The organism is Winogradskyella pacifica (genome assembly GCF_003386275.1).
Lineage (GTDB): Bacteria > Bacteroidota > Bacteroidia > Flavobacteriales > Flavobacteriaceae > Winogradskyella > Winogradskyella pacifica.
Genome location: NZ_QREI01000002.1, coordinates 337178 through 361274 on the forward strand (window position 1 = coordinate 337178; position 24097 = coordinate 361274).

General features: G+C 32.7%; 23 protein-coding genes and 1 pseudogene. 5 read left to right on the forward strand and 19 right to left on the reverse strand.

Features of this window, described 5'->3' with window-relative positions; translation table 11 throughout:
* Positions 1–137: 137 nt before the first annotated feature.
* Positions 138–1373 carry an ATP-binding cassette domain-containing protein gene (locus DFQ09_RS05680; RefSeq protein WP_115808686.1) on the reverse strand — a complete coding sequence of 412 codons (1236 nt, stop codon included), beginning with the start codon at positions 1371–1373 and terminating at the stop codon, positions 138–140.
* A gap of 343 nt (positions 1374–1716) precedes the next feature.
* On the opposite strand from DFQ09_RS05680, the gene DFQ09_RS05685 reads away from it, so the two are divergent.
* Together DFQ09_RS05685 and DFQ09_RS19075 are read left to right on the forward strand one after the other, a co-directional pair.
* On the forward strand, positions 1717–2466 hold the full coding sequence (locus DFQ09_RS05685; RefSeq protein ID WP_147298328.1) for a hypothetical protein: 750 nt from the start codon (positions 1717–1719) through the stop codon (positions 2464–2466).
* Positions 2467–2583: 117 nt separating this feature from the next.
* A pseudogene (locus tag DFQ09_RS19075) lies at positions 2584–2735 on the forward strand (IS110 family transposase); the annotation flags it as partial.
* 56 nt (positions 2736–2791) lie between these two features.
* On the opposite strand, the gene DFQ09_RS05695 reads toward DFQ09_RS19075, so the two are convergent.
* Positions 2792–3694 carry a LysR family transcriptional regulator gene (locus DFQ09_RS05695; RefSeq protein ID WP_115808688.1) on the reverse strand — a complete coding sequence of 301 codons (903 nt, stop codon included), beginning with the start codon at positions 3692–3694 and terminating at the stop codon, positions 2792–2794.
* A 93-nt stretch (positions 3695–3787) separates the two neighbouring features.
* On the opposite strand from DFQ09_RS05695, the gene DFQ09_RS05700 reads away from it, so the two are divergent.
* Positions 3788–4384, forward strand: a complete 597-nt coding sequence (locus DFQ09_RS05700) for an NAD(P)H-dependent oxidoreductase (protein WP_115808689.1) — start codon at positions 3788–3790, stop codon at positions 4382–4384.
* Positions 4385–4554: 170 nt separating this feature from the next.
* Here the strand turns inward: DFQ09_RS05700 and DFQ09_RS05705 are convergent, their stop codons facing one another.
* The 12 genes from DFQ09_RS05705 to DFQ09_RS05765 form a co-directional block, all read right to left on the reverse strand.
* Positions 4555–4965 (reverse strand): hypothetical protein, encoded by a 411-nt coding sequence (locus tag DFQ09_RS05705; protein ID WP_115808690.1) that lies wholly within the window; start codon positions 4963–4965, stop codon positions 4555–4557.
* A 169-nt stretch (positions 4966–5134) separates the two neighbouring features.
* A complete protein-coding gene (locus tag DFQ09_RS05710; RefSeq protein ID WP_115808691.1) occupies positions 5135–5548 on the reverse strand; it encodes a type II toxin-antitoxin system VapC family toxin in 414 nt (137 codons plus the stop codon).
* Positions 5545–5790, reverse strand: a complete 246-nt coding sequence (locus DFQ09_RS05715; RefSeq protein ID WP_115808692.1) for a DUF6364 family protein — start codon at positions 5788–5790, stop codon at positions 5545–5547. Before DFQ09_RS05715 ends, DFQ09_RS05710 begins: the two co-directional genes overlap by 4 nt.
* Positions 5791–6004: 214 nt before the next feature.
* Positions 6005–7213, reverse strand: coding sequence for an aspartyl protease family protein (locus DFQ09_RS05725; RefSeq protein WP_115808694.1), 1209 nt, complete (start codon positions 7211–7213; stop codon positions 6005–6007).
* Positions 7214–7289: 76 nt separating this feature from the next.
* The gene (locus DFQ09_RS05730) at positions 7290–8072 is read right to left on the reverse strand and encodes a hypothetical protein (RefSeq protein ID WP_115808695.1); all 783 of its coding nucleotides are present in this window, start codon (positions 8070–8072) and stop codon (positions 7290–7292) included.
* Between the two features lie 56 nt (positions 8073–8128).
* Positions 8129–8719, reverse strand: coding sequence for a hypothetical protein (locus tag DFQ09_RS05735; protein ID WP_115808696.1), 591 nt, complete (start codon positions 8717–8719; stop codon positions 8129–8131).
* 121 nt (positions 8720–8840) lie between these two features.
* Positions 8841–11513: a UvrD-helicase domain-containing protein gene (locus tag DFQ09_RS05740; protein WP_115808697.1), complete on the reverse strand. Its 2673-nt coding sequence runs from the start codon at positions 11511–11513 to the stop codon at positions 8841–8843.
* Positions 11514–11771: 258 nt separating this feature from the next.
* Positions 11772–12272, reverse strand: coding sequence for a hypothetical protein (locus DFQ09_RS05745; RefSeq protein ID WP_115808698.1), 501 nt, complete (start codon positions 12270–12272; stop codon positions 11772–11774).
* 184 nt (positions 12273–12456) lie between these two features.
* Positions 12457–13503, reverse strand: a complete 1047-nt coding sequence (locus DFQ09_RS05750; RefSeq protein WP_115808699.1) for a PD-(D/E)XK nuclease domain-containing protein — start codon at positions 13501–13503, stop codon at positions 12457–12459.
* Positions 13491–15488, reverse strand: a complete 1998-nt coding sequence (locus DFQ09_RS05755; RefSeq protein ID WP_115808700.1) for an argonaute/piwi family protein — start codon at positions 15486–15488, stop codon at positions 13491–13493. Before DFQ09_RS05755 ends, DFQ09_RS05750 begins: the two co-directional genes overlap by 13 nt.
* 196 nt (positions 15489–15684) lie before the next feature.
* Positions 15685–16176 carry a hypothetical protein gene (locus DFQ09_RS05760; RefSeq protein WP_147298331.1) on the reverse strand — a complete coding sequence of 164 codons (492 nt, stop codon included), beginning with the start codon at positions 16174–16176 and terminating at the stop codon, positions 15685–15687.
* A 368-nt stretch (positions 16177–16544) separates the two neighbouring features.
* Positions 16545–17195 carry a hypothetical protein gene (locus DFQ09_RS05765; RefSeq protein ID WP_115808702.1) on the reverse strand — a complete coding sequence of 217 codons (651 nt, stop codon included), beginning with the start codon at positions 17193–17195 and terminating at the stop codon, positions 16545–16547.
* Positions 17196–17529: 334 nt separating this feature from the next.
* Between DFQ09_RS05765 and DFQ09_RS05770 the strand changes: the two genes are divergently transcribed.
* Positions 17530–18588: a flavin monoamine oxidase family protein gene (locus tag DFQ09_RS05770; RefSeq protein WP_115808703.1), complete on the forward strand. Its 1059-nt coding sequence runs from the start codon at positions 17530–17532 to the stop codon at positions 18586–18588.
* Positions 18589–18640: 52 nt separating this feature from the next.
* Here DFQ09_RS05770 and DFQ09_RS05775 read toward each other — a convergent pair whose 3' ends face one another.
* The 5 genes from DFQ09_RS05775 to DFQ09_RS05795 form a co-directional block, all read right to left on the reverse strand.
* A complete protein-coding gene (locus tag DFQ09_RS05775; protein WP_020897037.1) occupies positions 18641–18898 on the reverse strand; it encodes a DUF6952 family protein in 258 nt (85 codons plus the stop codon).
* A gap of 312 nt (positions 18899–19210) precedes the next feature.
* Complete coding sequence (locus DFQ09_RS05780; RefSeq protein WP_020897038.1) at positions 19211–19519, reverse strand: thioredoxin family protein; 309 nt, start codon at positions 19517–19519, stop codon at positions 19211–19213.
* A 91-nt stretch (positions 19520–19610) separates the two neighbouring features.
* A complete protein-coding gene (locus DFQ09_RS05785) occupies positions 19611–20249 on the reverse strand; it encodes a peroxiredoxin (RefSeq protein ID WP_020897039.1) in 639 nt (212 codons plus the stop codon).
* A gap of 301 nt (positions 20250–20550) precedes the next feature.
* A complete protein-coding gene (nhaC, locus tag DFQ09_RS05790; RefSeq protein WP_115808704.1) occupies positions 20551–22020 on the reverse strand; it encodes a Na+/H+ antiporter NhaC in 1470 nt (489 codons plus the stop codon).
* A 148-nt stretch (positions 22021–22168) separates the two neighbouring features.
* The gene (locus tag DFQ09_RS05795; RefSeq protein WP_115808705.1) at positions 22169–23368 is read right to left on the reverse strand and encodes an aminotransferase class I/II-fold pyridoxal phosphate-dependent enzyme; all 1200 of its coding nucleotides are present in this window, start codon (positions 23366–23368) and stop codon (positions 22169–22171) included.
* 256 nt (positions 23369–23624) lie between these two features.
* Between DFQ09_RS05795 and DFQ09_RS05800 the strand changes: the two genes are divergently transcribed.
* Entirely contained in the window at positions 23625–24083 is a 459-nt protein-coding gene (locus DFQ09_RS05800; protein WP_115808706.1) for an Lrp/AsnC family transcriptional regulator, read from the forward strand.
* The last annotated feature ends 14 nt before the right edge of the window (positions 24084–24097 follow it).

Sequence of the window (24097 nt, forward strand, 5' to 3'; positions counted from 1 at the left end):
CGCTGTGGTTATGGGGGATTAGATTTTAGCTTTTAGAAATGTGAGTCCTGCGTTTTCAAGGTTCCTTATATTAAAATCATTACACCTATCTTGATTGCTCAGATAAAGTTTTGGTTTTATATTCTCATCATCGGATATCATTTTTTCAGACCAACAGAGCCATTAGGAGAGGGTATAAGCTCGTAAATAACATCAGGGTGGATATCAGCCTCATCACGATGTGAAACAAACAAAATACTGATCTCACTTTCGTTGGCGATTTTATTTATTAACGCAGAAATTAGCGCTCTACCTTCATCATTGACATTAATTAAGGGTTCATCTAAGATCAACAAAGGCGGATGCTTAATCATCGCCCTTGCTATTAAAATTAGGCGTTGGGTTGCTGGTGCTAATCTAAGAAAAGCCGTGTTTTTTTGGTCACTTAAGTTTAAGACGTTCATCCATTGCGCAGCCGTATGTATTTGTAAGGTCGATGGTGTTTGGTATAAGCCCACACTATCAAAAAAACCTGAAAGAATCATGTGTTCTACAGTATGGCTTCGATTAAATAACTCTAACATCGCAGGACTGATATAACCTATCTTTTGTTTGATATCCCAAACACTTTCTCCAGAGCCTTTTTTCTTGCCAAAGAGGTATAGGTCTTGACCATAGCCTTTGCTATTGTTCCCATAAATCATGGATAATAAGGTCGTTTTACCAGACCCATTAGGGCCTATTAAATGCCAGAATTCCTTTTTTTTGATGGTCCAGTTGATATCTTTTAGAATACAACGATCCTCATAATTCACATTTACATTCTTAAGTTCCACAAGTACTTCTGGAATATTGCAATACGTTGTTATCGCCGGTGGAATATCTTTCTCAAAAACAAACACTCGCTTTTTAAACCTGTAGTCAGCAATGGGCACCACTGCTTTAAGCTTGTCTTTTTCAAAGGTAATGGCGTGGGTGATTACGGGTAAGAGATCCTCTTGCCTGTTGAAAATAAACACAATAGGCATGTCTTTAGACAAGGCAATTAATTGTTGTTTTAATAGAGAGACAGACGCTTTGTCTAAGGTTTCATAAGGATTATTTAAGACGATGAAATCTGGGTTTTGTTGCAATAGATAAGACATTAATGCTTTTTTTTGCTCACCCGTAGATAATGTTCTCAGGCTTCTGTTTCGTCCTGATGTAAGCTCAAAATTATCGTGTTTTTCTTCTTCTTGGATATATTCTTCTAAAACGAAATTTGAAAATAATACTGCTCTTTTGCCTTCTAATCCTGGTAATTTATAGACGCCATTCAGTAAATGCGATAACCAATGTGCTTGTGGTGAACGCGCTGTGTCTTCGATGGCGTAATGCTGATGTGATGGTGTCATGTGGGCTTGAATTGGAACGTATTGTGTGTGGTATTGATTCTTACGTTTTTTTGTATGATTTTGCTATGTGTATTGACACCCAATTTAGCAAATAAAAACGTAATAGAACATCCGCTAGACTTTTCGTTAGTTGGCCACAACGAAACATTTAATTATACACGACTTAAGGTCATACGCCCGTATTACTATTCTGGTTATTAACTTAATTGCTAACTCCATGTCATCATTTACGCTATAAGCTTGTTTTAAGCATTTTATAAGCACGCTATAACCACGCTATAACCTGTATTATAATATTTTGTATATTGCTGTATTGTAAGTGTTTAACTTAAAATATGGTGTTATGGCACAACAGACCGGAATTATCCCTTTAGTAGGGACGTTAAATGGTATTAATTTTTATTATTTGAATGGTAAGCCGATTGCACGAAAAGCGGGTGGTGGGTTTACTAAAAAAGCAATAAAGAGCAAGGCTAGTATGCAGCGTGTGCGCGAAAATGCGAATGAGTTTGGCCATTGCTCTGCGGTGAATAAAGCGTTTAGATCTGCATTGTATCCGTTTTATAAGGGGCACAAATTCACACATTTTCATAGTCGTTTGATGGGCTTGTTTACACGTCTAAAGGCTTTAGATACAACGCATAAACGTGGGGAACGCTGTGTTGCAAATGGGATAGGGCAGGTGCATGGTTTGCAATTGTTGGAACAGTTTAGCTATACACCAGCGTGTGCTGTACGGCAGGTTTTACCGTTTGAGTTAGAAGTTTCTAGCAGTGATTTTGCGTTAACACTTACTGATTTTGATATTGCGCAGGTAGGCTTTGCGGATGGTGCTACCCATATTGCACTAACGTATGGTGTGTTGGATTTTGATTTTGACCGTTTAAATTACGACCTACATTTGGCACCTGCTTTGGTTTTAGATCGCTCTTATGCGGGTTCTACGGTGACGTTGGAACCTGATACTTTACCAAATGGACTTGGTACAGCGCTTTGTGTGCTTGGTGTGCGCTTTTATCAAGAAGTGGCAGGAGCTTTATATGTCTTAAATGCTAAAGACAGTGTGGGGATTACCGTTTTGAAATGTATATAGGGAATTGGAGGTTGCTACTGTGTATTCATTTACCAATCTGGTTTGTAAATTAATTAGTTCGTTGTTAATTTTCGTTTATAGTATTTACCAATACTAAATGATCCTAGTGGACTTTTTAAAGCATGCCAAGATCTTTACGTGGGAATCGTAGCTATAAAGGAAAGCGCAAAAAATCAGCATTAATTGCCGTGTGTAATAAACTACTAAAACAGGCCTTTGCTATAGCTAAATCGGGGTTACTATATGATGGAAATTATAAACGAACTTTAGTAAAAATTAATGAGTTTTTACTTGTTTTTTGCCTCAGTACTTTGTTGTACTGCGTTTATTTCATTTTTGATGTAAATATATTCTTAATTGTATCTAATTCTTTTTTGTATTTCAAATCTGTTCTTGATGCAAAATATAAGGTGTTTTCCGTTTTTACTTTTCCTTCCCAAACTAAACTTATTTCGTTTCTTATAATTTGTTCTTGACATAAAAAATCTGGAACTAATGCAAGTCCGTTTCCATTGTTTAAACATCTTATAATAGAAGTAATGTTTGGTAAAATATAGTTGGGTTTAAACGCAGGTTTCTTATTAAAATTCTCAAACCAAAAACGTCTAAAATGTTCCATTTCGTTTGATGAACTATACCAAATATTTTGAAGTAGTTCGTTTTCTAACTTGTGTAAGTCGTTCGATTTTAGGTGTTTTTGTATTTTAGTTACATTCGTTTTATTTCCTGCAATTAAAACGATTCTTTCTTTTGAAAACGGAATATACTCAACTAATGATTTTTTTTCATTCTGTTTTTTAGGTGTTATTACTAAATCTAAAATGCCGTTGTTTAGATCTCTTATTAAATCAGTATGTGCTCCAAATCTAGCTACTAGGTCGAAGTCTAGTTTTGGGATTTCGGGTTCAATAATTAGTTGAAACATTTCTGAGCACATTCCAATGTTTAGAGATGGATTTTTTTCTTGCGTGGTTTTTTTAAAATGCTGTTCTGCTATTTCAAGTTTTTTTAAAGACTCAATAATATATTCATATAAAAATTTTCCGTCTTCTGTTGGAATCATTTTTCTGGAAGTTCGCTCAAATAGCTTTTTACCAACATAAGCTTCTAAAGCATTTAAGTGCACACTAACTCCGGGTTGAGAAGCATATAAAGCAATAGAAGCTTTAGTTAAAGTTCCATTTTCATATATTTCTTTAAATGTTCTATACCATTCTAAATTCACCATAGCTATTAAAATATTTATACAAAGGTATGATTTGTATTATTTTTACAATAATAAGTATTGCTTTAATTTTGCCTCAAATAAAATAAGAGATCAATGAAAAATATATTTATAATTAATGGAAGTCATCCCTTTGCACATTCTGGCGGAAGATTTAACGAAACTCTTTTCAATAATACTATTTCATATTTTAATACGCTTGAAGAATTTGAAGTGAAGTTTACTCAAGTAGGCGACCATTATGATGTAAAAGAAGAAGTTGAAAAATTTAAGTGGGCAGATATAGTGATTTATCATACGCCAATTTGGTGGTTTCAAATCCCGTTTGGATTCAAAAAATATATAGATGAAGTTTTTACGGAAGGACATCAAAATGGAATTTATGCAAGTGATGGAAGAAGCAGAAAAAATCCAAACATCAATTACGGAACAGGTGGTTTAATGCACGGAAAAAAATATATACTTACTACAAGTTGGAATGCACCTACAACTGCATTTACTTTAGAAAATGAATTTTTTAATCAAAAAAGTGTGGATGATGGTGTAATGTTTGGTTTTCACAAAATGAATGCTTTTACAGGAATGGAAGTATTAGCTACACATCATTTTCACGATATGGAAAAAAATGCAGATGTGCCTTTTGAGTTGGATAATTACAGTGCTTTTTTAAATGATTTAATGATTAATTTGTAATTGTCTAGTTTCGTTTTGGAAATGCAGTGCAACGGTTTTGTGTATGGTTTGTTACATGGTTTTGCAGCTAATTTAGCAAACATATACGAACCCGATAAAATTTCGAAGGAATTTTCCAAATAAGCACTTGCCAAAGTAATTAATTATACACGGTGTGGCAAATCGTATCTTTATTTCAGATTATAATTTTTCAATTCATTTTTCAATTCCTCAAGAGAATTCGGTTCAACAATTTGAGTGTCAATTATAAATTCTGTGTTTTGTGTAATTAGTTTTAAATCTCCAGCAAATTCCTTTATAGATTTTATTTCAGCTAGTTTTAGTTTTTTTGGAAATAGAGTGTTTTTTATTAATTCTCCGTTTTTCAGAGTCAGATATTGTTTTCTGTTTTCAAAGTAATAAATTAAAAACATAAAAATTCCAGCTCCTATTTGTCCAATTCCAATAGATGCGAGTGAAATTTCTTTCCATTCTGAAGTAATGAAAGATAGCAAAACGAGAATAATTCCGATTGCTACAAAGAATATTCCCATTCTTGAATTACTTCTTAATCTTTCTTTTGTATATCTGATTTTCGTCATTTCTGATATGTTTGCCAACGGTTTTGTAAATGGTTTACTTCGTCTGTTCGCTGCGCTCGGGTGTTACGTAGTTTAAGCAACTAAATAATAACGGAAATTAAACTCCGTAAGTATAATTGTAAATAGGCGAGAAGCAGCAATAAATTATATACGGTGTTAGCCACTGGCATTATTTTCGAGCTAAAAATTCTTTCGCGGTTAAAACAGGAATTTTTGAGTTTTTAAAGTCTTTTTTATTTCTCGTAATTATTATTTCAATTTGATTTTCTATAGCTGAGTAATACTGAAGTCCGTCCTCAAAGTCAGGGAACTTATCGTCACTTAAAGCTAATTCAGTTATTTTATCATCTAAGCTTAATACTTCTACAAGCACTTTAAATTTCCTTAATATTTCTCTCGCTTCTTTTCCTGATTTTAATTTTGTTAAGATATAGTTTGTGTTCGCAAATGTTAATGATGAAATAGCTAAAGTTAATTCTTTTTTATCCGCACGAGAAAACAAATCAGCAGCCTCGTCATAGAATTTTTCTCTTTTTGAAAGAAGGTCAATAACAATATTTGTGTCAATTAATAATCTACTCATTTGTATTTTTCAATTAAATAATCAGCGTAGGCATCTTTGACATCAAAATCTTTGTCAAGTGAAATCACACCACTTAAACTTTCAACAAGAGGTGTTATTTCGGCAGAATTTTTTTTGCGATTTGTCAGAGTCTTTAAATATGATTCGATAAGCTTTGACAAGCTAATATTATTCGATTTAGCATAGTTTTTTGCACTTTCGATAATTGTTTTGTCTAAACTTAATGTGAGTTTTTTATCCATAACATTTTTGTTTACGTACAAATTTAATAAATTATCACGTAAGTTTAATGAGTTCTGGATGTTTTTTTGCTTGTGGCCAACGTGTTACGTATATGAAATGTTGCGTGTTTGTGTGCGAGGATTTTCCGAAGGAAAATCAGACGTAGCAAACGTGCAACGACCTTTGTTTAAGCCTAAAACCAGCAATTTTTTATATACGGGTTACCACACGTATTTATTTCGGAAGCAACTGTTTTTCTGTTAATGTTATTTTCCTTTTGAGACCTTTTTCCTCAATTTCAATTTCCACATTTTTCGTAAAACGATTGTTTGTCCAATAATCATATAATTCTTGGGTGTTGAAATTTGAAACATTAATACCATTAATTGCAATTATTTGTGTGCCAAGCTCAATAGGTTTGTCTAACAAGTAATTGTCCTCATAGGAATATATAATAATTGTATTTTGCTCATAATTTGGATGAAAGAATATTTGGTGTTCAGTTAATATATCTTCATTAAAATCAGAATTTTGGTCTAAATAAAAAATCTCATTTGCCCAATCTAAAGTAATTGTAAATTTCTCAAAAAAAGTATTACCAATTAAATTTGATGCATTCTCTTTAAATGTAACAATTTGATTAGAAAGTTTAATGTCGTTAAGTAATTGTATTGAAAGCAATGAGTTGTATTTAGTGCTTTTAGTTATTCCATTCGCATTTACACTAGTTAGTCCCGTTGTAGTAACATATGGTATGTTTTTTTTTGAATTTAGTTTATTAAAAAGAGATAAGTTAGCACTTATATTTCCACTGAAACCCGTGTCAAATGTGTATGAATCTTCAATTCCATTTAGTTTTATTTTGATTTTCGCATTTCCATATTTGCCAGAATTTGTTTTAAAAATTTTTGAATTACCACCAATGTTAAAATTATCAATCTTATCTGATATACGAATAACTTTATTTTTATAATCAATTTGCCATTTTGCTTTCCTCATTAAATTATTTCCAATTATTCCATAATATGTATCTGGTCCTAAAAACTGATAATAATGCGTAAAATCGGAAGAATATGCACCGATATTTTTAAAATCAATTTTTCCTATTTTAATATTGGAAATTGATAGGTATTCATTTGAAGTTATAGTTTTATTAGCATCAGATATTCTGCCCTTAACGTTGTTTGATTTATAGCTAATTTCATTTATAATATTAGGGTCAATAGTTGTTAATTCATTTCCTGTATCGAATATGAAACTATAATTTTTATTATTAATTTCTACTTCGATTATGATTTGATTTTTAACAAATTTAAATGGAATTTCTTCAGTATAATTTTCTTGTTCAACTTTTCCTTGGGTTACTGTTTTTAACCTCTTTAGAGAAGAACAGCTTAAGAAATTGATTGCTATAAAAAATAGAATAAAGTTGTTTTTTGTCATATGTGTGGTAACGTGTTACACAAAGTATTATACAACTTAAATCCCGTAAATTAAAAAGGGTATAAGTCAACTATGTCTAATTTCTGTTCATTACTTCTATTTGAAATTTAGTAGCCTTAAAAGCCATTTCTAGGCCTTTGAGATTACTATCTGCTTTATTGGTTTCAATTAAGGTGTCTAAATAGTCTATTTGCTTCTTAATACTTTTGGTATTTCTTTTAAAGATATGATATTTTAATAGTATTAATTGGGAGGTAATATTATCTATGAGATCGGTTTCTTTTAGCGCTTCGTCAATTGTGCTTTTAATTTTAGTATCATTTTCGGTGCGTTCGTCAAAGAGATAGGCATTTGCTAGATCGGACTTGCTCAAAGCGGAATAATCACTTTCCCCAGACATATCTTTTCGATAGGTCATTTTGTTATCATTGAGAAAATACCATCTGGTGTAGGAGTCATTTTCCATTTTGATCTCCTTTTCAAATTTCCGCTCTTTTGTACTCCAATTGGTAAAGGCAATTAATAGTTCGGTACCATCCTCTTTTTTTAAGATGGCCATTTTGATTAAATAGTTTCTGTCGCCAGGTTTTTTAATCTCAATTTCTAAAGGCGTCTCTACAGAAACATATGTTTTTATGGCTTTTAGTATTGTTGAGACCTCTTCTGGGCTTGCCGTTGGACATAAATTCTCTCTCAAGAATAAATCGATATATAAATAATGGGTGAGATAGAAGTCATCCATTTTTAGGTAGTTGGCTTCTTTAAGGTGTTCGGACTTTATTTTGATGTTTTCAGATTGTGTGAAGCCAATGCTGGTGGTTAAGATAAGTAGTAGCGCTATGTGTAATATTTTGTGCATGTTTTAAATTTTTGATATGAAGCCGATGCTGTGGTTATTCTAAACGTATACTGCCCTTAATGCTCACCAATAACCTCTCCTTCTTTGGCGTTCAGTTTTACTTCACTTAGATAGCTTAAAATTTTGCCTTTGCCGTCTACATTTCCTACAAATCCATATTCGGGTGAGTAATAAAGGAGATATTCTTTATTTTTTCTTTTATCCTTATTGGTTAGTTGTTTGCAGCGCACTTTAATACAGTTTTTATATTTTTTTGCTGGTGTTTTAAATTTTTGTTGGTCGGCAATGATTTCATAACTCCAGCTCTCATCATTTTCTGTCCATTGATCACCTACTTTAGGGTTTACAGGAAGAACAATAGATTCTTCTAAGGTCTTTTTATTGATATGGTAGTAGTTTTCCGAGCCTTTTCTATAGTAGGTGGTATCTACAGTTCCCCAACCGTATTTTCGATATCTGACATAGTATTCCTTGTCTCCAATTGTTTCTTTGTCGTTGTCAAAAGATTCGAAATAATGGCTGTCACCGTATTTGTAATATTTGGCGCTGCTTCCATCTTCAAACAAGGTGATGTAGCCTTTTAGGGCTTGATCTTTAAAAGAAACGAGTAGGACTGCTAGAATTATGATGCTGATTATTTTTTTCATTTGGGTTGGTTTTGGATGCGTTGCGTGTTTGAGGCTCTAATTTAGTAAATAATATTTGAATGGCTATTTGAAATTAGGCTAGGACTTATGATAAATTATAATATTGCGTGTTTGGCTTTTATCATTGTAATTGTATCGTGTTCTTACAATTAGGATAATTTGTGCAACCTAGAAATTTTCCAAATCGTCCACTTCTTTTTACCATGAAACCACTTTTGCAACTTGAACATAGAAACGTGTTTTCCAAAATGTCTATGTTGTTAAATGTTTGATCACAACTTGGGTAATGTGAGCAGCCTAGAAATTGATTTTTCTTATATGAATTTTGTCTAATTACTAATTGTCCTGTTTGGCAATACGGACAATTCGTTTTACTTATTTTTTCGTTATTAGAAGTCAACAAAAAATCGTTGTCGGTTATTAATTCTTCAGCAAATAATGAAACATCTGTCGGAATAAGTAATACCACTTCGTTTTTAGTTCTTGTTAGTGCCACGTAAAATAATCGTCTTTCTTCTGCAAAGCGATAAGCTTCATCATCGCCGAGTAATAAAGATAACATTGCATCATCTGTCATCTTGTTAGGAAAACCAAGTAAGTGATTTTTTAGGTTGAGTACAATAACATTATCGGCTTCTAATCCCTTTGATTTGTGTACTGTTATATATTTAATGTCGATATCCTCAAAGCCTTTTATTTCTAGTTTATCACTACGCTCGTAATACTTTATCTTACTATTTGGTGTGAGCTTTATAAATTCATTTATGTCAAATTTATGACGCCCTAAAACCAAAATAGGTTTATTTCCGTTTTTGTCTAAGAGTGCTTGAATTTCACCAAGTAAAACGTCGTCAGCATTATCATGCGAATAATAAACGAACTTAATGGGGTTCTCAATAGGTGCTTTTTTAGATTTAGGATTTTTAGATATTTGTTTGGTGTTTTTTTGAATGTACTTTGATGTGATGTCAATGAGAGATTGTGAATTGCGGTAGGTTTGTTCAATGAATAACTGCTCATGTTTTCCAACCCATTTTCCAAAATTACTAAACAATGAAATGTCGCTACCAGCGAAACGATAAATGGATTGCCAATCATCGCCAACGCAAATTAGCCTTGCACCAGATAAATCTCTAATTTCTTTAATTAGACTAAAGCGAGCGTATGAAATATCTTGATATTCGTCAATGATAATATACTGATATTTGTAATTAGGTTTGTGGGTTTTTACAAGATCAGTGGCATGATTTATCATATCATTAAAATCAATTTCACAATTTTCTTTTAGCGTCTGGTCATATTTTTTTAGAATAGGCATCGCAAATTTTAAGAAGGTTTGTTGTCTTTCGCGCATAAAATCGTTCGGAGTTCTACGCTTATCTGAAAATAAGGAGATGATGGCATTGTAATCTAATTGTTTTGATTTACAAAGGTTAATGAATGTACCCAATAGGTTTGTTATCTCTTTTCCAAACTTCTTATCCTTTTCGCTGACTTTTGAGTAGATACTTTGTGTATCTCGTGGCTTAAAAACGACATCTTCGTTTTTCAATAGTTCCTCTAGTTTGTTAAGTAAACCACGGTTTCGGTTATAATAAGAATAGGTCTCTAAAAGTTTGGTTTCATATGTGACATGTGTTTCCCTTTTTAACTCCATTTCTGCGACATATTTCTGCTCATTAAATGGTGTTAGCCATGTTGCTCTATTATTTTTGTCAACACCAAAATGTTCTAAATAAATATCATAGTCCGATAGATAAAAGTCTGGTTGATACATGATTTCTCCAAAAGGATACGGTTTTTCATATTCGTATTCAATACCATTTAAATACAAAAAGTTGGCGATAGTAAGCTCTTCAACACTTTTTACCTTTTCTCCTTGTATGGTGTCCAAAGATGCCATGGCCACTTTATTTAGGGTTTCAGGCTCGCATTTCGATTTTAATGTTCGAAAATCAATCCCTTTTTCAGTGTCTAATTTCTCGCCAAGTGACTCATAGCTTTCATGTTCTTCTGGAATATTCATGTAGCACGATACATAGATAATGTATGCCTCTAATGCCTCTGCGTCGTTAAATATATCGTTCTTTAGATACGCTTTTATAGTATTAGATAATGTGTTTTCATTGGTTGTAGCAGGCACTGTCGCTTGGTGCTTTTTTATAATGTCGTACCCAAGTTTATGGAATGTTGATACTTTTGCATGGAGTCCCAAGTTTGTTAATCGCGCATTTAATTCAGCAACCGTTTTTTTAGTAAAAGATAAGAGCAAAATGTGTTCTGGCTTCACCTCTTTTTGCTCTATGAGATATTTAACTTTACCAATGATAGTTAGTGTTTTCCCTGAACCTGCTCCTGCAATAATGAGGTTAGAATATTCGTCTGTTATTACTGCTGTGCGTTGTTGGTCGTCTAATTGTTTACCTTCGATATCATCAAAATATAGGCTAAGATTTTCTTTCTGACTTTGAACGTAGTTTGTATTGTAGTTGCTTATATAATTATCAAATCTTTGATAAATAGCATTAAATCGTTTTACACGTTCCTCTTTTTTGTAAAAGCGCGATTTACCTTTAAAGTATTTACCAATAGCAGAAAACTTGGTTTTTAAGTCTTCTCGTTGTACCCAGGTCACATAATCGTCAAACCCTTCTGTAGTATCAAAAAACAACGTGATTTCTTGTAAGTTGGAGAGATACGTTGGTTTTTGGTATTTTTTGTTGTCTATTATTTTTAGATATATAATTATAAAACTGGCTATTACTATAAACAGGGTAATCAAGATCCAAGTCATATTTTTATGTTATGTTTTTCAGATTGATTACGTATGTCTTTATTCAAGGGAAAGATATCTTGCCTTTTGGTTTCTAGATGATTAAGTGACTAATTTAGTGAATAATATTTGAATAGCTATTTTATGTAGGTTTTAGTAAGTAGGATTAAACAACCAAAGCATTATATACAGTTTAAGTTTAAAACTCATTAAATTTAAAGCTATCAAATAATAAGAATTTACATATTTTTATAATGTTTATAATAATACAAGGTCTAATTATGCCCAAAATTTCCAAAAAGGGCGCTTTTTAATTGTTTTAATTTCTTCTTGATTATTGTTTAAATGGTCCAGAAGTTGACCAAGTGTTTTTATATCATCACTTGCATATTCGATATATACATTTAAGGATTTTTCAATTTCCATTTGTAATTCAAGGATAAATAGTTGACCGTTTACTAAAGAATTCGGTCCAAAGACGTCAAAAACGTCTTTAAATGTATAACTATAACCTTCTTTGAGAATATGGTTGAGAGAAATGTTTAAAAATTGATTTCCGGAAGGAGCAAATTCATCTAACGGCTCTATCATTAATTCACTTGAATTTGACTCTAAGAATTTTGAAATATCTACATGTTTTAAATCTAATCCATCCTTATTGACAATTATTAATAAAACAAGCATATCAATATCTGTTGTTGGCAAAATAAAATCTTCAAGATATTTGAGATTATCATTATCTGATAAAATTTTATTTTTTAACTCTAAAAATGTAATCATATGTGTTTTTTAGTGTTCTAATAATGAATTGTAATGATTTTGTTTTAAGTCTAGCAACTAATTTGGCAAATACAGACTGAATAGAAAATTTGCTAGGGTTTTGCTAACGCCCGTTCGCTACGCTCGTGTTGTAAGTAGGCTAGGACTAGTAATGAATTTTATGCGGTGTTACCTGCTGGTTTTTTTAATTTACAACTATAACTTCGACATTGTAATTATGGTCACCTTTTGTACGGTCTCCATTTAGGTCTTTAAAATTCGATACATCTTTCGTTTTTTTAAACGGGTCATAGACGAAACAATAAAGCTTATCAAGCCATTCTGATGTATGATATGATTCAATATCTATTTTTAATTGTTCAATAAAGTCTTTTTCATTTGAATCGTTTTTTTTCATCATTTTAACCTCAATAAGTATTTTCTCTTCTTTTAATATAAAATCTATTCTTGATGACTTAATCCCTTGTTTTGGAGTTACTTCTTCATCTCTCATTTTAGGAAAAATAGACTTGATAATTACATATAAAATATCTTGTAAATCATATTCATCATTTATTTCAAAATCGGGATGTCCTTTCCTTCTGTTTTTTATTATTTTTTGTACAGCGTTAGGAAAGTTATAAAATATATCACGTAAAACTTGTTCTGGATTCTTAGAGATAAACTTAACTTCTAGAAGTTGATTTTCGATATCTTCAAGTAAAAGTAAAGTGTGTATATCAAGGTCATTATTAATAATTTCCGTTAATGCTTTATTTATGTTTTTTTCGGATACATCATTGATGTCAAATAATTTATTTACTAAAACAGAAAATGGGTTTGTTAAATCAATATTTTGACTTTCAATTAATGAGCTTTTTAGAGAAGGTTCAATTTTGCTAAGAAAAAACTGCTCTTTTATGTCTCCTCTTTTGAATCTTTCAATGAGTTTATCTTTTAATTGTTCTTTTGCTCCTAAATATAGTCCGGCAAATTTAAATATGTTTGAAGTAGCATCAATACCTTTTATTGGGGGTTTAGAAATTATAGAAATTATTTTTTCAAAAGAATCAGTTTTGTTTAAATATCCATCTAGTGCTATAGTCTCTTCAGGAGATAGCTCAAAATTGATGTTTTCTATTTGAATAGATTGAATTGTAGATGAAGCATATAAATAAGCGACAGTTTCAATATTATTATATTGAGAAATCTGTGTTTTGTTATTCTTAATTATTTCTCTTAAATAAACCATAATTTATCTTCTACAAATTTTAATCTATCATAATCCCAATTGTCAACTTTTTTTAGTTCTTCCGTCATTTTAGCCATTAATGATGGATACATTATTGTAACTGTTCTCTTTGATGGCATATAACTTCTATGCGATAAATGTGAGAACCAATATACTTGTTTAGCAATGTAAAACATACTGGTAAAAGTAGACCGTTTATCAATATCTATTTTTAAAGGAAGGTCGCTATTTTTGACGAAATGTAAAATTGCTGAATGCTTACTAAGTTGAATGTAAGAACCAGCCATAATATCGTTTCTTCCGTCATTATTGTAAAGTCGAAAATTATGACCATATGCTAAGTGTACTAAAGCAAATTCAAAATTATAATCAGAAAGACGTTCTTTAAGATTATTAATTGCTTTAATTTCATACCTCTCACTTGCTGATTTGAACAAATGGAAAATTAATCTAAATGTTCCTGAATTTTTCATTTCTTCTACTAGCGGTTTTAAAGTTTCATATAAATGATTCTCTAAGTTTTCTGCATAATTATCAAAAGAGGATAAAGGAGAACAGTTACCTGTCATATATCTACCATCATTATGGAAAATTTGAGCAATACCTAAAACAAATTGTCCATCTTTAGAAATCGTTGAGCCAATTCCAATTACTAATTCATCTTTTAATTTGTCTTCTTTTTCTATAGTCCAAGCTGTTCCTCCAAGTTTCGCATAAGAGTTTAAAGCAATATTTGTCATTGTAAATGCAACTAGATTTTGTCTAATGGTTTCTATTTGTACATCTTGCGTTGGTATTCCATTACCTATTAACTTCGCTTTACATTTGTAATAAGGTGAAAGATTATTTGGTAGCTTTTCTTGTAGTTGGTTTACGATTACATAAACCAAATCACATTCAAGTAACTCTTTATCATAAATTGCGTGTTCATATGACTTTAAATCTGAGTCAGCAGTTTTTAGGAAATAAGAGCTTAAATTGTTGAAGTGAAAGACTTCTTTCAGTTTTGATTCTATTTTTTTTGCAAAAACTTCTGTTTCACCCTGGTATTCTGACGGGCAAATTATTCCTAGTTTAATTTTCTTATTTTGATATTGTTCTAAAGAATAAGGCATATAAGTTTTGACCATTTGGTCGTAAAGCCTTAATCCTTGGGTGTTTTTTCGATTACTATAAAAATATCTTTGAGGTTTATGTATAATTTCTGATTTGATAATATCATTTTCAAAAGGAAGATATCGTTTAGATATAGACAAGATATTCAATTCAAAAGGAAGTACTATTTTGCTCTTACTTTTCTCTAGCCAGTTGTAAAATTTATTAATTATTTGAAAAGAAGTTGAATTTTGATTCTCTCTAATTTTTGCAGATTCATAATTTTCTGTAGTACCTGTTGATTCTAAAAACCGTTTGATTGACTGTCTATTTGCAAAAATAATATCTTCTTTTCCTTTTAAACCTGTTGTGTCAATTCCATTTTTTTCAAATTCTTGTTTAGTCCAAGTAAATCTGTTTTTTAGTGAACTAGATAAGGTAAAGCCTAATAACAACTTTTCCTCCTTGTAACAAAAGTATGGTGAAAAATGCACGACACGATTAATCTCTAATCCTTTAATTGAGTTTTTAAGTACATCTTTTGAAGATATTATTTCCCAAGTGTTTGAGTATTTGTTTTTAAAAATACGATAGGAACCTGTTTCCTTCAATAAATCAACTATGCCATTTTCAATAATACGTGAGAGTACTTTTGGATTGTCGTCTAAATTGATTTTATAATCAGGCAATTGTTCGAATTCACTAATCAATTCTTCTGCACTCCATACAAGTATTTTGTCATTTTCTCTATAAAAAGTACAGTTTCTATTTGAATCTCTTAAATTTATAAAATCTTCTTTACTTTGATAGTCGGAGTAATTGAGTGCTTTTGTAGAGATTTCTTTAAAGTTAATTTCTACTTGATAAAAGTTTAAAAAAAGTCCACTCATTTATTTTTTAGTTCTAATTGTTAATGTTTTGTCCAACTTGCAGGTAACGGTCTCGGTTATGGACAGTTGCGTGTGTTAGTACAGACTTTTGCAAGTAAACCACAAGCTGAAATTCCGCGAGGATTTTCAGAAGTAGGCGATAATAAGCAATTACTTATAGCCATTGTTGGCAAAAGTTATTTTAGTTGCCATTTCCTTATTCGACGATATTTATTGCTCCGTTATAATTTCCAATAATATTGTCTCCAGACTGTAAATTAATATTATAACTTACAGTATAATTTGCTCCATTCTGGGCAATTGTTATTGTGCCTCCAATAAATTCATCATAATTGTGACCACCATCTTGTATATACAAAGGGGATTGTCCGCTCGATGAAAATTCATATGTTCCAGTATTTATTGTCTCATTCGGTTGTGGTCGTAAATCAAAAAACACTGTATCATTAGTGTTATTCCAAACTTCTGAATGTGAGTTCAGTAAAACATTTGTCAGGGTAAAAGTAGCTTCACCTGCACTTCCTCCATACCAATAAGCATAATTGGTTGAAGTTTCATTGTTATTGATTACATAACTTCCTTCACCAATGTTTACTGAACTGTCATTTTCGTTGGAATTATTATTGTCATCGTCTGAACAATTTAGAGAAAGGGTTAAAATCGTAATTAATAAAAATAATTTTTTCATATTGAACTTTGTTTGTTTTTTTTTGTTAAAAATAGGTGTCTTAATTTTTGCCAACTAGTTATATAATAACTTTTATCACTCAAATCCCACAAATTATGCAGGTAATAGCAAATGTTTTAAATATTCAAAGTCATGTGTCCCAAAGTTAATTCTATTTCTTATAAAATCTATACGTAAAGTTACGTACAGATGCTCTTCGTCAAAAGCCAAGTTAAAACCTTCTATTAAAAATAACTTACGGTAAACCGTAATAGCTAACTAAAACCTTATAAAACACAAAAACCACCAAGCTTTCGCCAAGTGGTTTTAGTTTTTAGAGGTAGAATTAAACAAGCAATTTCTTACAGCTAACCTTACTCATAGTTTTTTTATTTTAATGTTGTTCCATCCGAAAATATTATTTTTTCAGGTGTCCAAACAACTTTTAAATCTTCCATATCTTTACTTTTTAACCTAGTGTCATCATCGATAAATTGATTATAGCCTGTTGTATAAGTTCCTTTAAAAGTCTCTCCTGCTTTTATTTGGTCATCAATTGTCAGATTTATAGATTTAATTTCTGTTTCAAATAAATCTTGTATTGAAATAGAGCCCTTAAAAGCTCGTATATCTTTTTCTGTTTTATTTTCAAAAGCGAAACTATAAGTCAGATATTCTTGGTAATCCTGTTCCCTATAGCCTTTGTCATACATTGCAACCGTAAGCGCCGAACCAAGTCTTTGTCTTTTTTCTTCTTCCTCTAGTTTTGCTTTTTCAGCCAATAATTCTTGTTCCTTTCTATAATCTTTTGCTTCTTTGATTATTTCATTGTAGGTTTTATCTTCTAAATTTTCTCCTTTAAATTTAGAACGCATTATCCAACCAGCCATAATTAAAGCGTCCTCATCAGATAATTTTTTGCTTTCCTTAATTTCTTTAATATCTGTTTCAAAAGTCTCTTCACTATATTTTTTATCTAGAGGTGTTGAGCAAGAAAATGATAAAATTGTTACGAGAACAATTAGTAATGTTTTTTTCATAATGGTTATTTTTAAATTATTGATTATTTAGAATGTTATGCAGATCTATAGATATATTCAAACAACAGCCAAGTTAAAACCTTCTATTCTAATTAACTTACGGTAATCCGTAATGGCCAATTAATAAAAACCAAAACCCTATAAAAAGCAAAACCACTTTGTTTATGCAGTTTGCTTTTAATAGTTTCAATGCTATAGTCTTTGTTAGTGTCTTCTATGAATAGCCTTAGGTGTTTAATTACAGTACGTCTTTTTTTATGGCATTTAAGCTTGCTGTCGGTTCATCCATAAAAATTAGTGGTGGATTGCGATTAACTTATATATCTTTGATCTAATGAATAAAAGCATCGTTATAATAGGAGCAGGGCTTTCTGGATTATATTTAGGGTATCTCCTTAAAAAAGCAGGTTTTACTATTAAAATATTAGAAGCTAATGATCGCATTGGTGGACGGATTTTTACAAAAAAGACCCATGACACCCCTGTAGAATTAGGTGCTACTTGGCTTTGGAAGTATAATAAAGAGTTAATGGCGTTGTGCCAGGAGTTAAAGCTGACTTTATTTGAACAAGCTATGGCTGGAGAGGCTTTGTTTGAAGCCACAACTGCTAGTACAGTACAACGTTTTAAGCTTCCTGCGAATCAGGATATTAGTTATAGAATTGCAGGAGGTACACTAGCGCTATTAGAGCAATTAGCGGCTCATTTTTCTGAAGACGAACTCCTACTGAATGCTACCGTAAAAACCATTAAGGAGCAGGGTAACGCCATTGAAGTTATTACGGAACATTCTACATTTATAGCGGATAGTGTGGTGTCTACAATGCCGCCTCAGCTTTTAGTGAATTCTATTCATTTTCCTGTAGCATTAGATGAAGATCTTGTACACGTGGCTAACCACTGCCATACTTGGATGAAAGATTCTATAAAATTTGCAGTGGTTTATAACACTCCCTTCTGGAAAAAGAAAGGCTTATCTGGCACAGGTTTTAGTCATGTTGGTCCGTTTACAGAAATTTATGATCATTCTGATGTCGCTCATAAAAGGTTTGCTTTAATGGGATTTTTGAATGGTAACTTAGCTGCAGAAACAAAAGCTCAGCGGGAAGTGTTAGTTAAACATCAGCTTTTAAAGTTTTTTGGCGACGACGGCGAAAACTATTTGTCTTACGAAGAGAAGGTTTGGAGTCAAGCGCCACTAACGACTACAGCAACTGATACGTATTTAAATCCGCATGCCAACAATGGGCATCCTATTTTTCAAAACATGTATTTGAATGGTAAATTTATAGTTGCAGGTTCTGAAACGTCCCCAAGTTATGGAGGTTATATGGAAGGAGCTATTTATAGAGGGCATCAAATAGCGCTTCAATTAAAACGTCAGTTTCTATAAACTAAAAAATCTCAAGCTTGTACTTGAGATTTTATGATGTTCTTTACGCTTACTATTTATCAATAGACCCTAAGACACGTTTCATAAAATTATTAACGGCATCTTTTTTAGTGGCTCCATCTTTAATCATTTTATTGACTTCAATGGCACCATACATATTAGAGATTAATTCTCCAATAACGTCGAGCTCTTCATCTTTTAAAGACGGTACTTCGGTTAACGCTTCAAGTGTTTCAATAGTTTCAATGATGTAATCTTCGTCATTGTCTTCAATGAATTGCGTTAGGTGTTTTATTACGGGTAGTTTCATTGCTGATGGTGTTTTGTGTTATTAAGAGGTTTCGACTGCGCTCAACCTGACATACATGTTTGGACTGTGTTCAATCTGTTCTAGATAGAGGTTTCGACTTACGATGTAAGCTATCTTCGCTCAACATGTATTTTGATCTTGCTAATGCTCAACCGGACAAATAGGTTTCGACTGTGTTTAACCTGATATAGAGGTTTCGACTGCGCTCAACCTGACATACATCTTTCGACTTTGTTCAATCTGTTATAGAGGTTTCGACTGCGCTCAACCAGACAACCTTGGTTTGATTGTGCTCAACCTAAAAATTGTGTGTTACACAGCGTCGTCAACTAGCTCTTTTAAAACATCGAACTTATTCGTTTGCACTTGACTTTTAAATTCACCGTTTTTGAATGTTGCAAAGGTTGGTAAATTATCTACCGTTGCTAATTTTCTACTTTCAGGAAATTTTTCAGCATCAGCGATCACAAAGGTTGCTCCTTCGTGCTCTGTTGCTAATTTCTTAAACTTAGGTTTCATTATTCTACAATTTCCACACCACGTCGCTGAATATTGTACGATTACTGTATCGTTACTATTGATAATCTCTTGAAGATTATCTTGTTCTAATTCTTGTATCATAATTTTGATTTTTTAATAAACCTGACAGGTTTCTAAAACCTGTCAGGTTTAATTGAGATTGCGAAGCTTTGCTCGCAATGACAGTAAGTTTTTAATGAGATGCTAAATAAGCAGCAGTCCCTTTTGCGTTGGCTTGCATTGCTTCTTTACCTTCTTCCCAGTTTGCAGGACAAACTTCACCTTTTTCTTGTACGTGCGTTAAGGCATCGATAATTCTCAAGTATTCGTTAACGTTTCTACCTAATGGCATGTTGTTAACGCTTTCATGTTGGATTGTTCCCTCTTCGTCAATGATGTACGTAGCTCTGTATGTTACGTTATCACCTTCAACAGTTACTAAACCAGTTTCTTCATCAAATTGTTCGTTGAAAATATCTAAGATCCCTAATGCTGACGCTAGGTTACGGTTAGAATCTGCTAATATTGGGTAAGTTACTCCTTCAATTCCACCATTATCTTTAGATGTGCTTAACCAAGCAAAGTGTACTTCAGCTGTGTCACAAGACGCACCAATTACAAGGGTGTTTCTTTTTTCGAATTCACCTAAAGCGGCTTGAAATGCGTGTAATTCTGTTGGACAAACAAAAGTGAAATCTTTTGGGTACCAGAATAATACTACTTTTTTATTGTTATTACGTGCTTCTTCTAGAACGTTCACCTTAAAAGTGTCGCCCATATCATTCATTGCGTTTACGTCTAAATCTGGAAATTTTCTTCCTACTAATGCCATGTTTTTATAGTTTTAAATTGATTATTAATTTTATGAATTCATTTAAGTTTTTTTTGTTGAAGCGAAACAGGATTATTTTTTACTCAATTGAAGTCTTTTTTGAACTGCATAGTATCGCTACGAAGTAATAAAAAGACAAAGAGTGAGTGAAAAAGAACATGTTGTAGCCAATTGAAAAAAGCTTAAATCAATTCTGGACAAAGATACTTTTCATTAGTGAATTAATACGTTAAGCAAATTTTAATTTTTTATAAAGCAATAGATTTTGGCTATACTTAATTTTATTTTGAATAAATAAAAACTATTTAGCTTTTAGCATCTTAATTTTGAGATTTAAGGCTGCAAATAATAAGGTTGTAAATGGACTTAACCAGTTAAAAATAGCATAGCCAATATATTCGCCTACACCGACACCTAAAACACCACTTTGGTAAGCACCACAGGTATTCCAAGGAATTAGAACAGAGGTTACGGTACCAGAATCTTCGAGTGTACGACTTAAGTTTTCTGGTGCTAAGCCTTTATCCTCATAGGCTTGCTTAAACATTTTTCCTGGAATAACAATCGCTAAATACTGGTCTGATGCAATAAGGTTTAAGCCTAAACAACTTAAAACGGTACTAGCAAATAATCCGAATATAGACGTAGCGATGGTTAGTAAGGCTTTTGTGATTCGGGCAAGTGCTCCGATGCCATCCATGATACCACCAAAAATCATGGCACATATAATTAAGTAGATGGTCCAAAGCATGCCATTCATTCCACCAGATGAGAACAAATCGTTTAATTTAGGATTATCTGTAATGATAGCTGTATCGGTAAGAATTGAATTAGTAATAGCCGTAAATTTAGATTCAGATAGCCCTTCTAAAATAGTACCTTGAAACACGAATGCAAAGATGATTGCTAAGACAATTCCGGACGCTAATGCTATTAAAGGTTTTGTCTTTAGTAAGATTAAGGTCACTACACCAACAGGCACTAAAAATAACCATGGTGAGATATTAAAGGTTTGATCTATAGACGCGAGGAGGTTACTGATATCCGCACTTCCGGTTGTGTCTATATTGAAACTAATAATTCCGAAAACTATTAAGGTGATAATAATTGTAGGTACGGTTGTAATGGCCATGTATTTAATGTGCGTAAACAAATCCGTGCCAGCCATAGCAGGCGCTAAGTTGGTGGTATCACTTAAGGGCGACATTTTATCTCCAAAATACGCTCCGGATATCACGGCTCCGGCAATCATCCCCGGATTAATACCTAATGCGGTTCCGATACCAACTAAAGCAATACCAACCGTTGCAGAGGTGGTCCAAGAACTCCCTGTTGCAATAGAGATAACAGCGGCAATAATAACGGAGGCAGGTAAGAATATTTCTGGACTTAAAACTTGTAAACCATAATAGACCATAGCAGGGATGACACCACTAACGAGCCATGTACCCGCTAAGGCTCCGACTAAGAATAAAATCATGATCGGCACAAACACACTTCTCAGGTTTTCCCAAACCTCTTTTAGCATAACACTGAGGCTCACTTTATTAAAAAAGCCAACAACGGCAGCCACCGCGCCACCTAATACTAAAATAATTTGATTGGTATACGCGCCAAGCCATTCTTGGTCTTCAACGAAAAAGATGTTATAGGCTAACATGGCCATTAGAATTACAACAGGTATAAGTGCTTCAAAAAAACTAAGTTCTTTATTGTCAATAATTACTTGTTCTTCTGTTTTAATCTCACTTAGGTTGTCGTTTTCTTGCATTTTCGTTCAGTTTAGTGTCGTAATGTTACGATTTTGTTAAGCCATTTGCAAATGGAATACTAATGATAGAATAGGATGCAAAAAAAAGGTTAGACGCTTACTGTTATATAAGAATCTAACCTTTAAATAAATAGGTGTCATTTTTAAGCTAAAGAATATGTAATTCTTTCATGCAGGCTTTCATCATGTCGTAGGTGCGTTCAATATCGGCATCTAATCCGATAGAGAAGCGAATTAAACCATCGCTTAGTCCCATAGCTTCTTGTTCATCTTCAGGGATTTCAGAAGAGGTAGAGCTACCTGGAGCACTGAATAAAGTTTTGTAGAATCCTAAGCTCACTGCTAAATAGCCTAAGTTGCGTTCTTGCATTAATTCCATCAACGCATTGGCGTTATCTAAAGACCCCACATCAATAGTCATCATGCCTCCAAAACCGTATTTTTCATTCATCATAGATTTGAATAACTCATGCGATGGGTGAGAGGCTAAACCTGGATATACTGTTTTTAAACCGTCTTTTTCAAAGCGTTCTGCTAAATACGTAGCATTATGGCTGTGTTGCATCATTCTAATATGCAAGGTTCTTAGGTTTTTTAATACCGAAGCCGAACGCAGACTATCCATTGTAGAGCCTAATAACATAGCCGCTCCGCTGTTAACGTTTCGCAAATCGTTAATTAATTCTTGTGTGCCACAAACAACTCCACCAACTGTGTCTGAAGATCCATTGATGAATTTGGTTAAACTATGCACTACAATATCGGCACCCAAGTTAATTGGAGAGATTGATAAAGGTGAAAAGGTATTATCTACAATCAGTTTTAGATTGTGTTTTTTAGCGATGGCAGCCAAACCTTTAATATCTGCTACTTCTAATAGTGGATTACTAACCGACTCGCAATACAACACTTTAGTTTTTGGTGTAATTGCGGCTTCAACGAGGTCTAACTTCGTGATGTCTACAAAGGTTGTGGTAATGCCTAAACGTGGTGTAAAGTTCTTTAAAAAGGCATAGGTGCCTCCATAAATGGTTCTGCTGCTAACCGCATGGTCGCCAGCATCGCAAAGTTGCAGTAAAACAGGAGTAATGGCTCCCATACCCGAAGCTGTAACGGTTGCGGTTTCGGTGCCTTCCATGGCCGCTAAAGCTTCACCCAAGTATAAGTTAGATGGAGTGGAATGGCGTGAGTATAAATAACAACCATCTGCATTCCCTTCAAAGGTATCGAACATGGTTTTTGCCGATAAAAAGGTATAGGTTGATGAATCTGAAATGGATGGGTTAACACCACCGAATTCCCCGAAGTATTGTAGGTCTTGTATATTGTTTGCCGGTTTAAAAGTCATGTGTTTAGTTTTATTGTTTTTTAATGGTCACATGCAGTTCGCTATTTACCATCTCCTTTAAGGCGATAAGATTTCGAATATGCTCGTGTCATAGTTGTTTGATTTATGAATTAGTTAATTCAAACTTCGTTATTATTAGATGATTAATCAATAGTAGGGACGATATATAGATGAATAATCTGTAATTATTAATTTTAGTAGTTTTATTATAATTAAATTTGAATTTTGTGTAATTATTTCCGAAAAAACAACACGTATGATTTTTGATGCCACTGACAGAAAATTACTTCAATTACTTCAAACCGATAGTAAGCAAACCAATAAAGCCTTATCGCACCAATTAAATTTATCGGTGACTGCGGTTTATGAGCGTATAAGAAAACTCGAAAAGAGCGGCATTATAAAACAGTACGTGGCTTTGGTGGATAAAAGTAAAGTTGAAAAGGATTTTGTAGCCTTTTGTCATGTGAAATTAGTGCAACACTCACAAGACTATGTCGTTAAGTTTGAACGTGAAGTAAAGAAACTCAATGAAGTTTTAGAGTGTTACCATTTGAGCGGAGATTATGATTATTTGCTTAAAGTTTTGGTGAAAGATATGAAAGCCTTTAGAGAATTTATGGTCGAGAAACTTACTAAAATCGATCATATTGGTAGTACGCACAGTATGTTTATGATTAACGAAGTAAAGCATACCACTGCGATTACGCTTTAAGATTATAGTGCTTT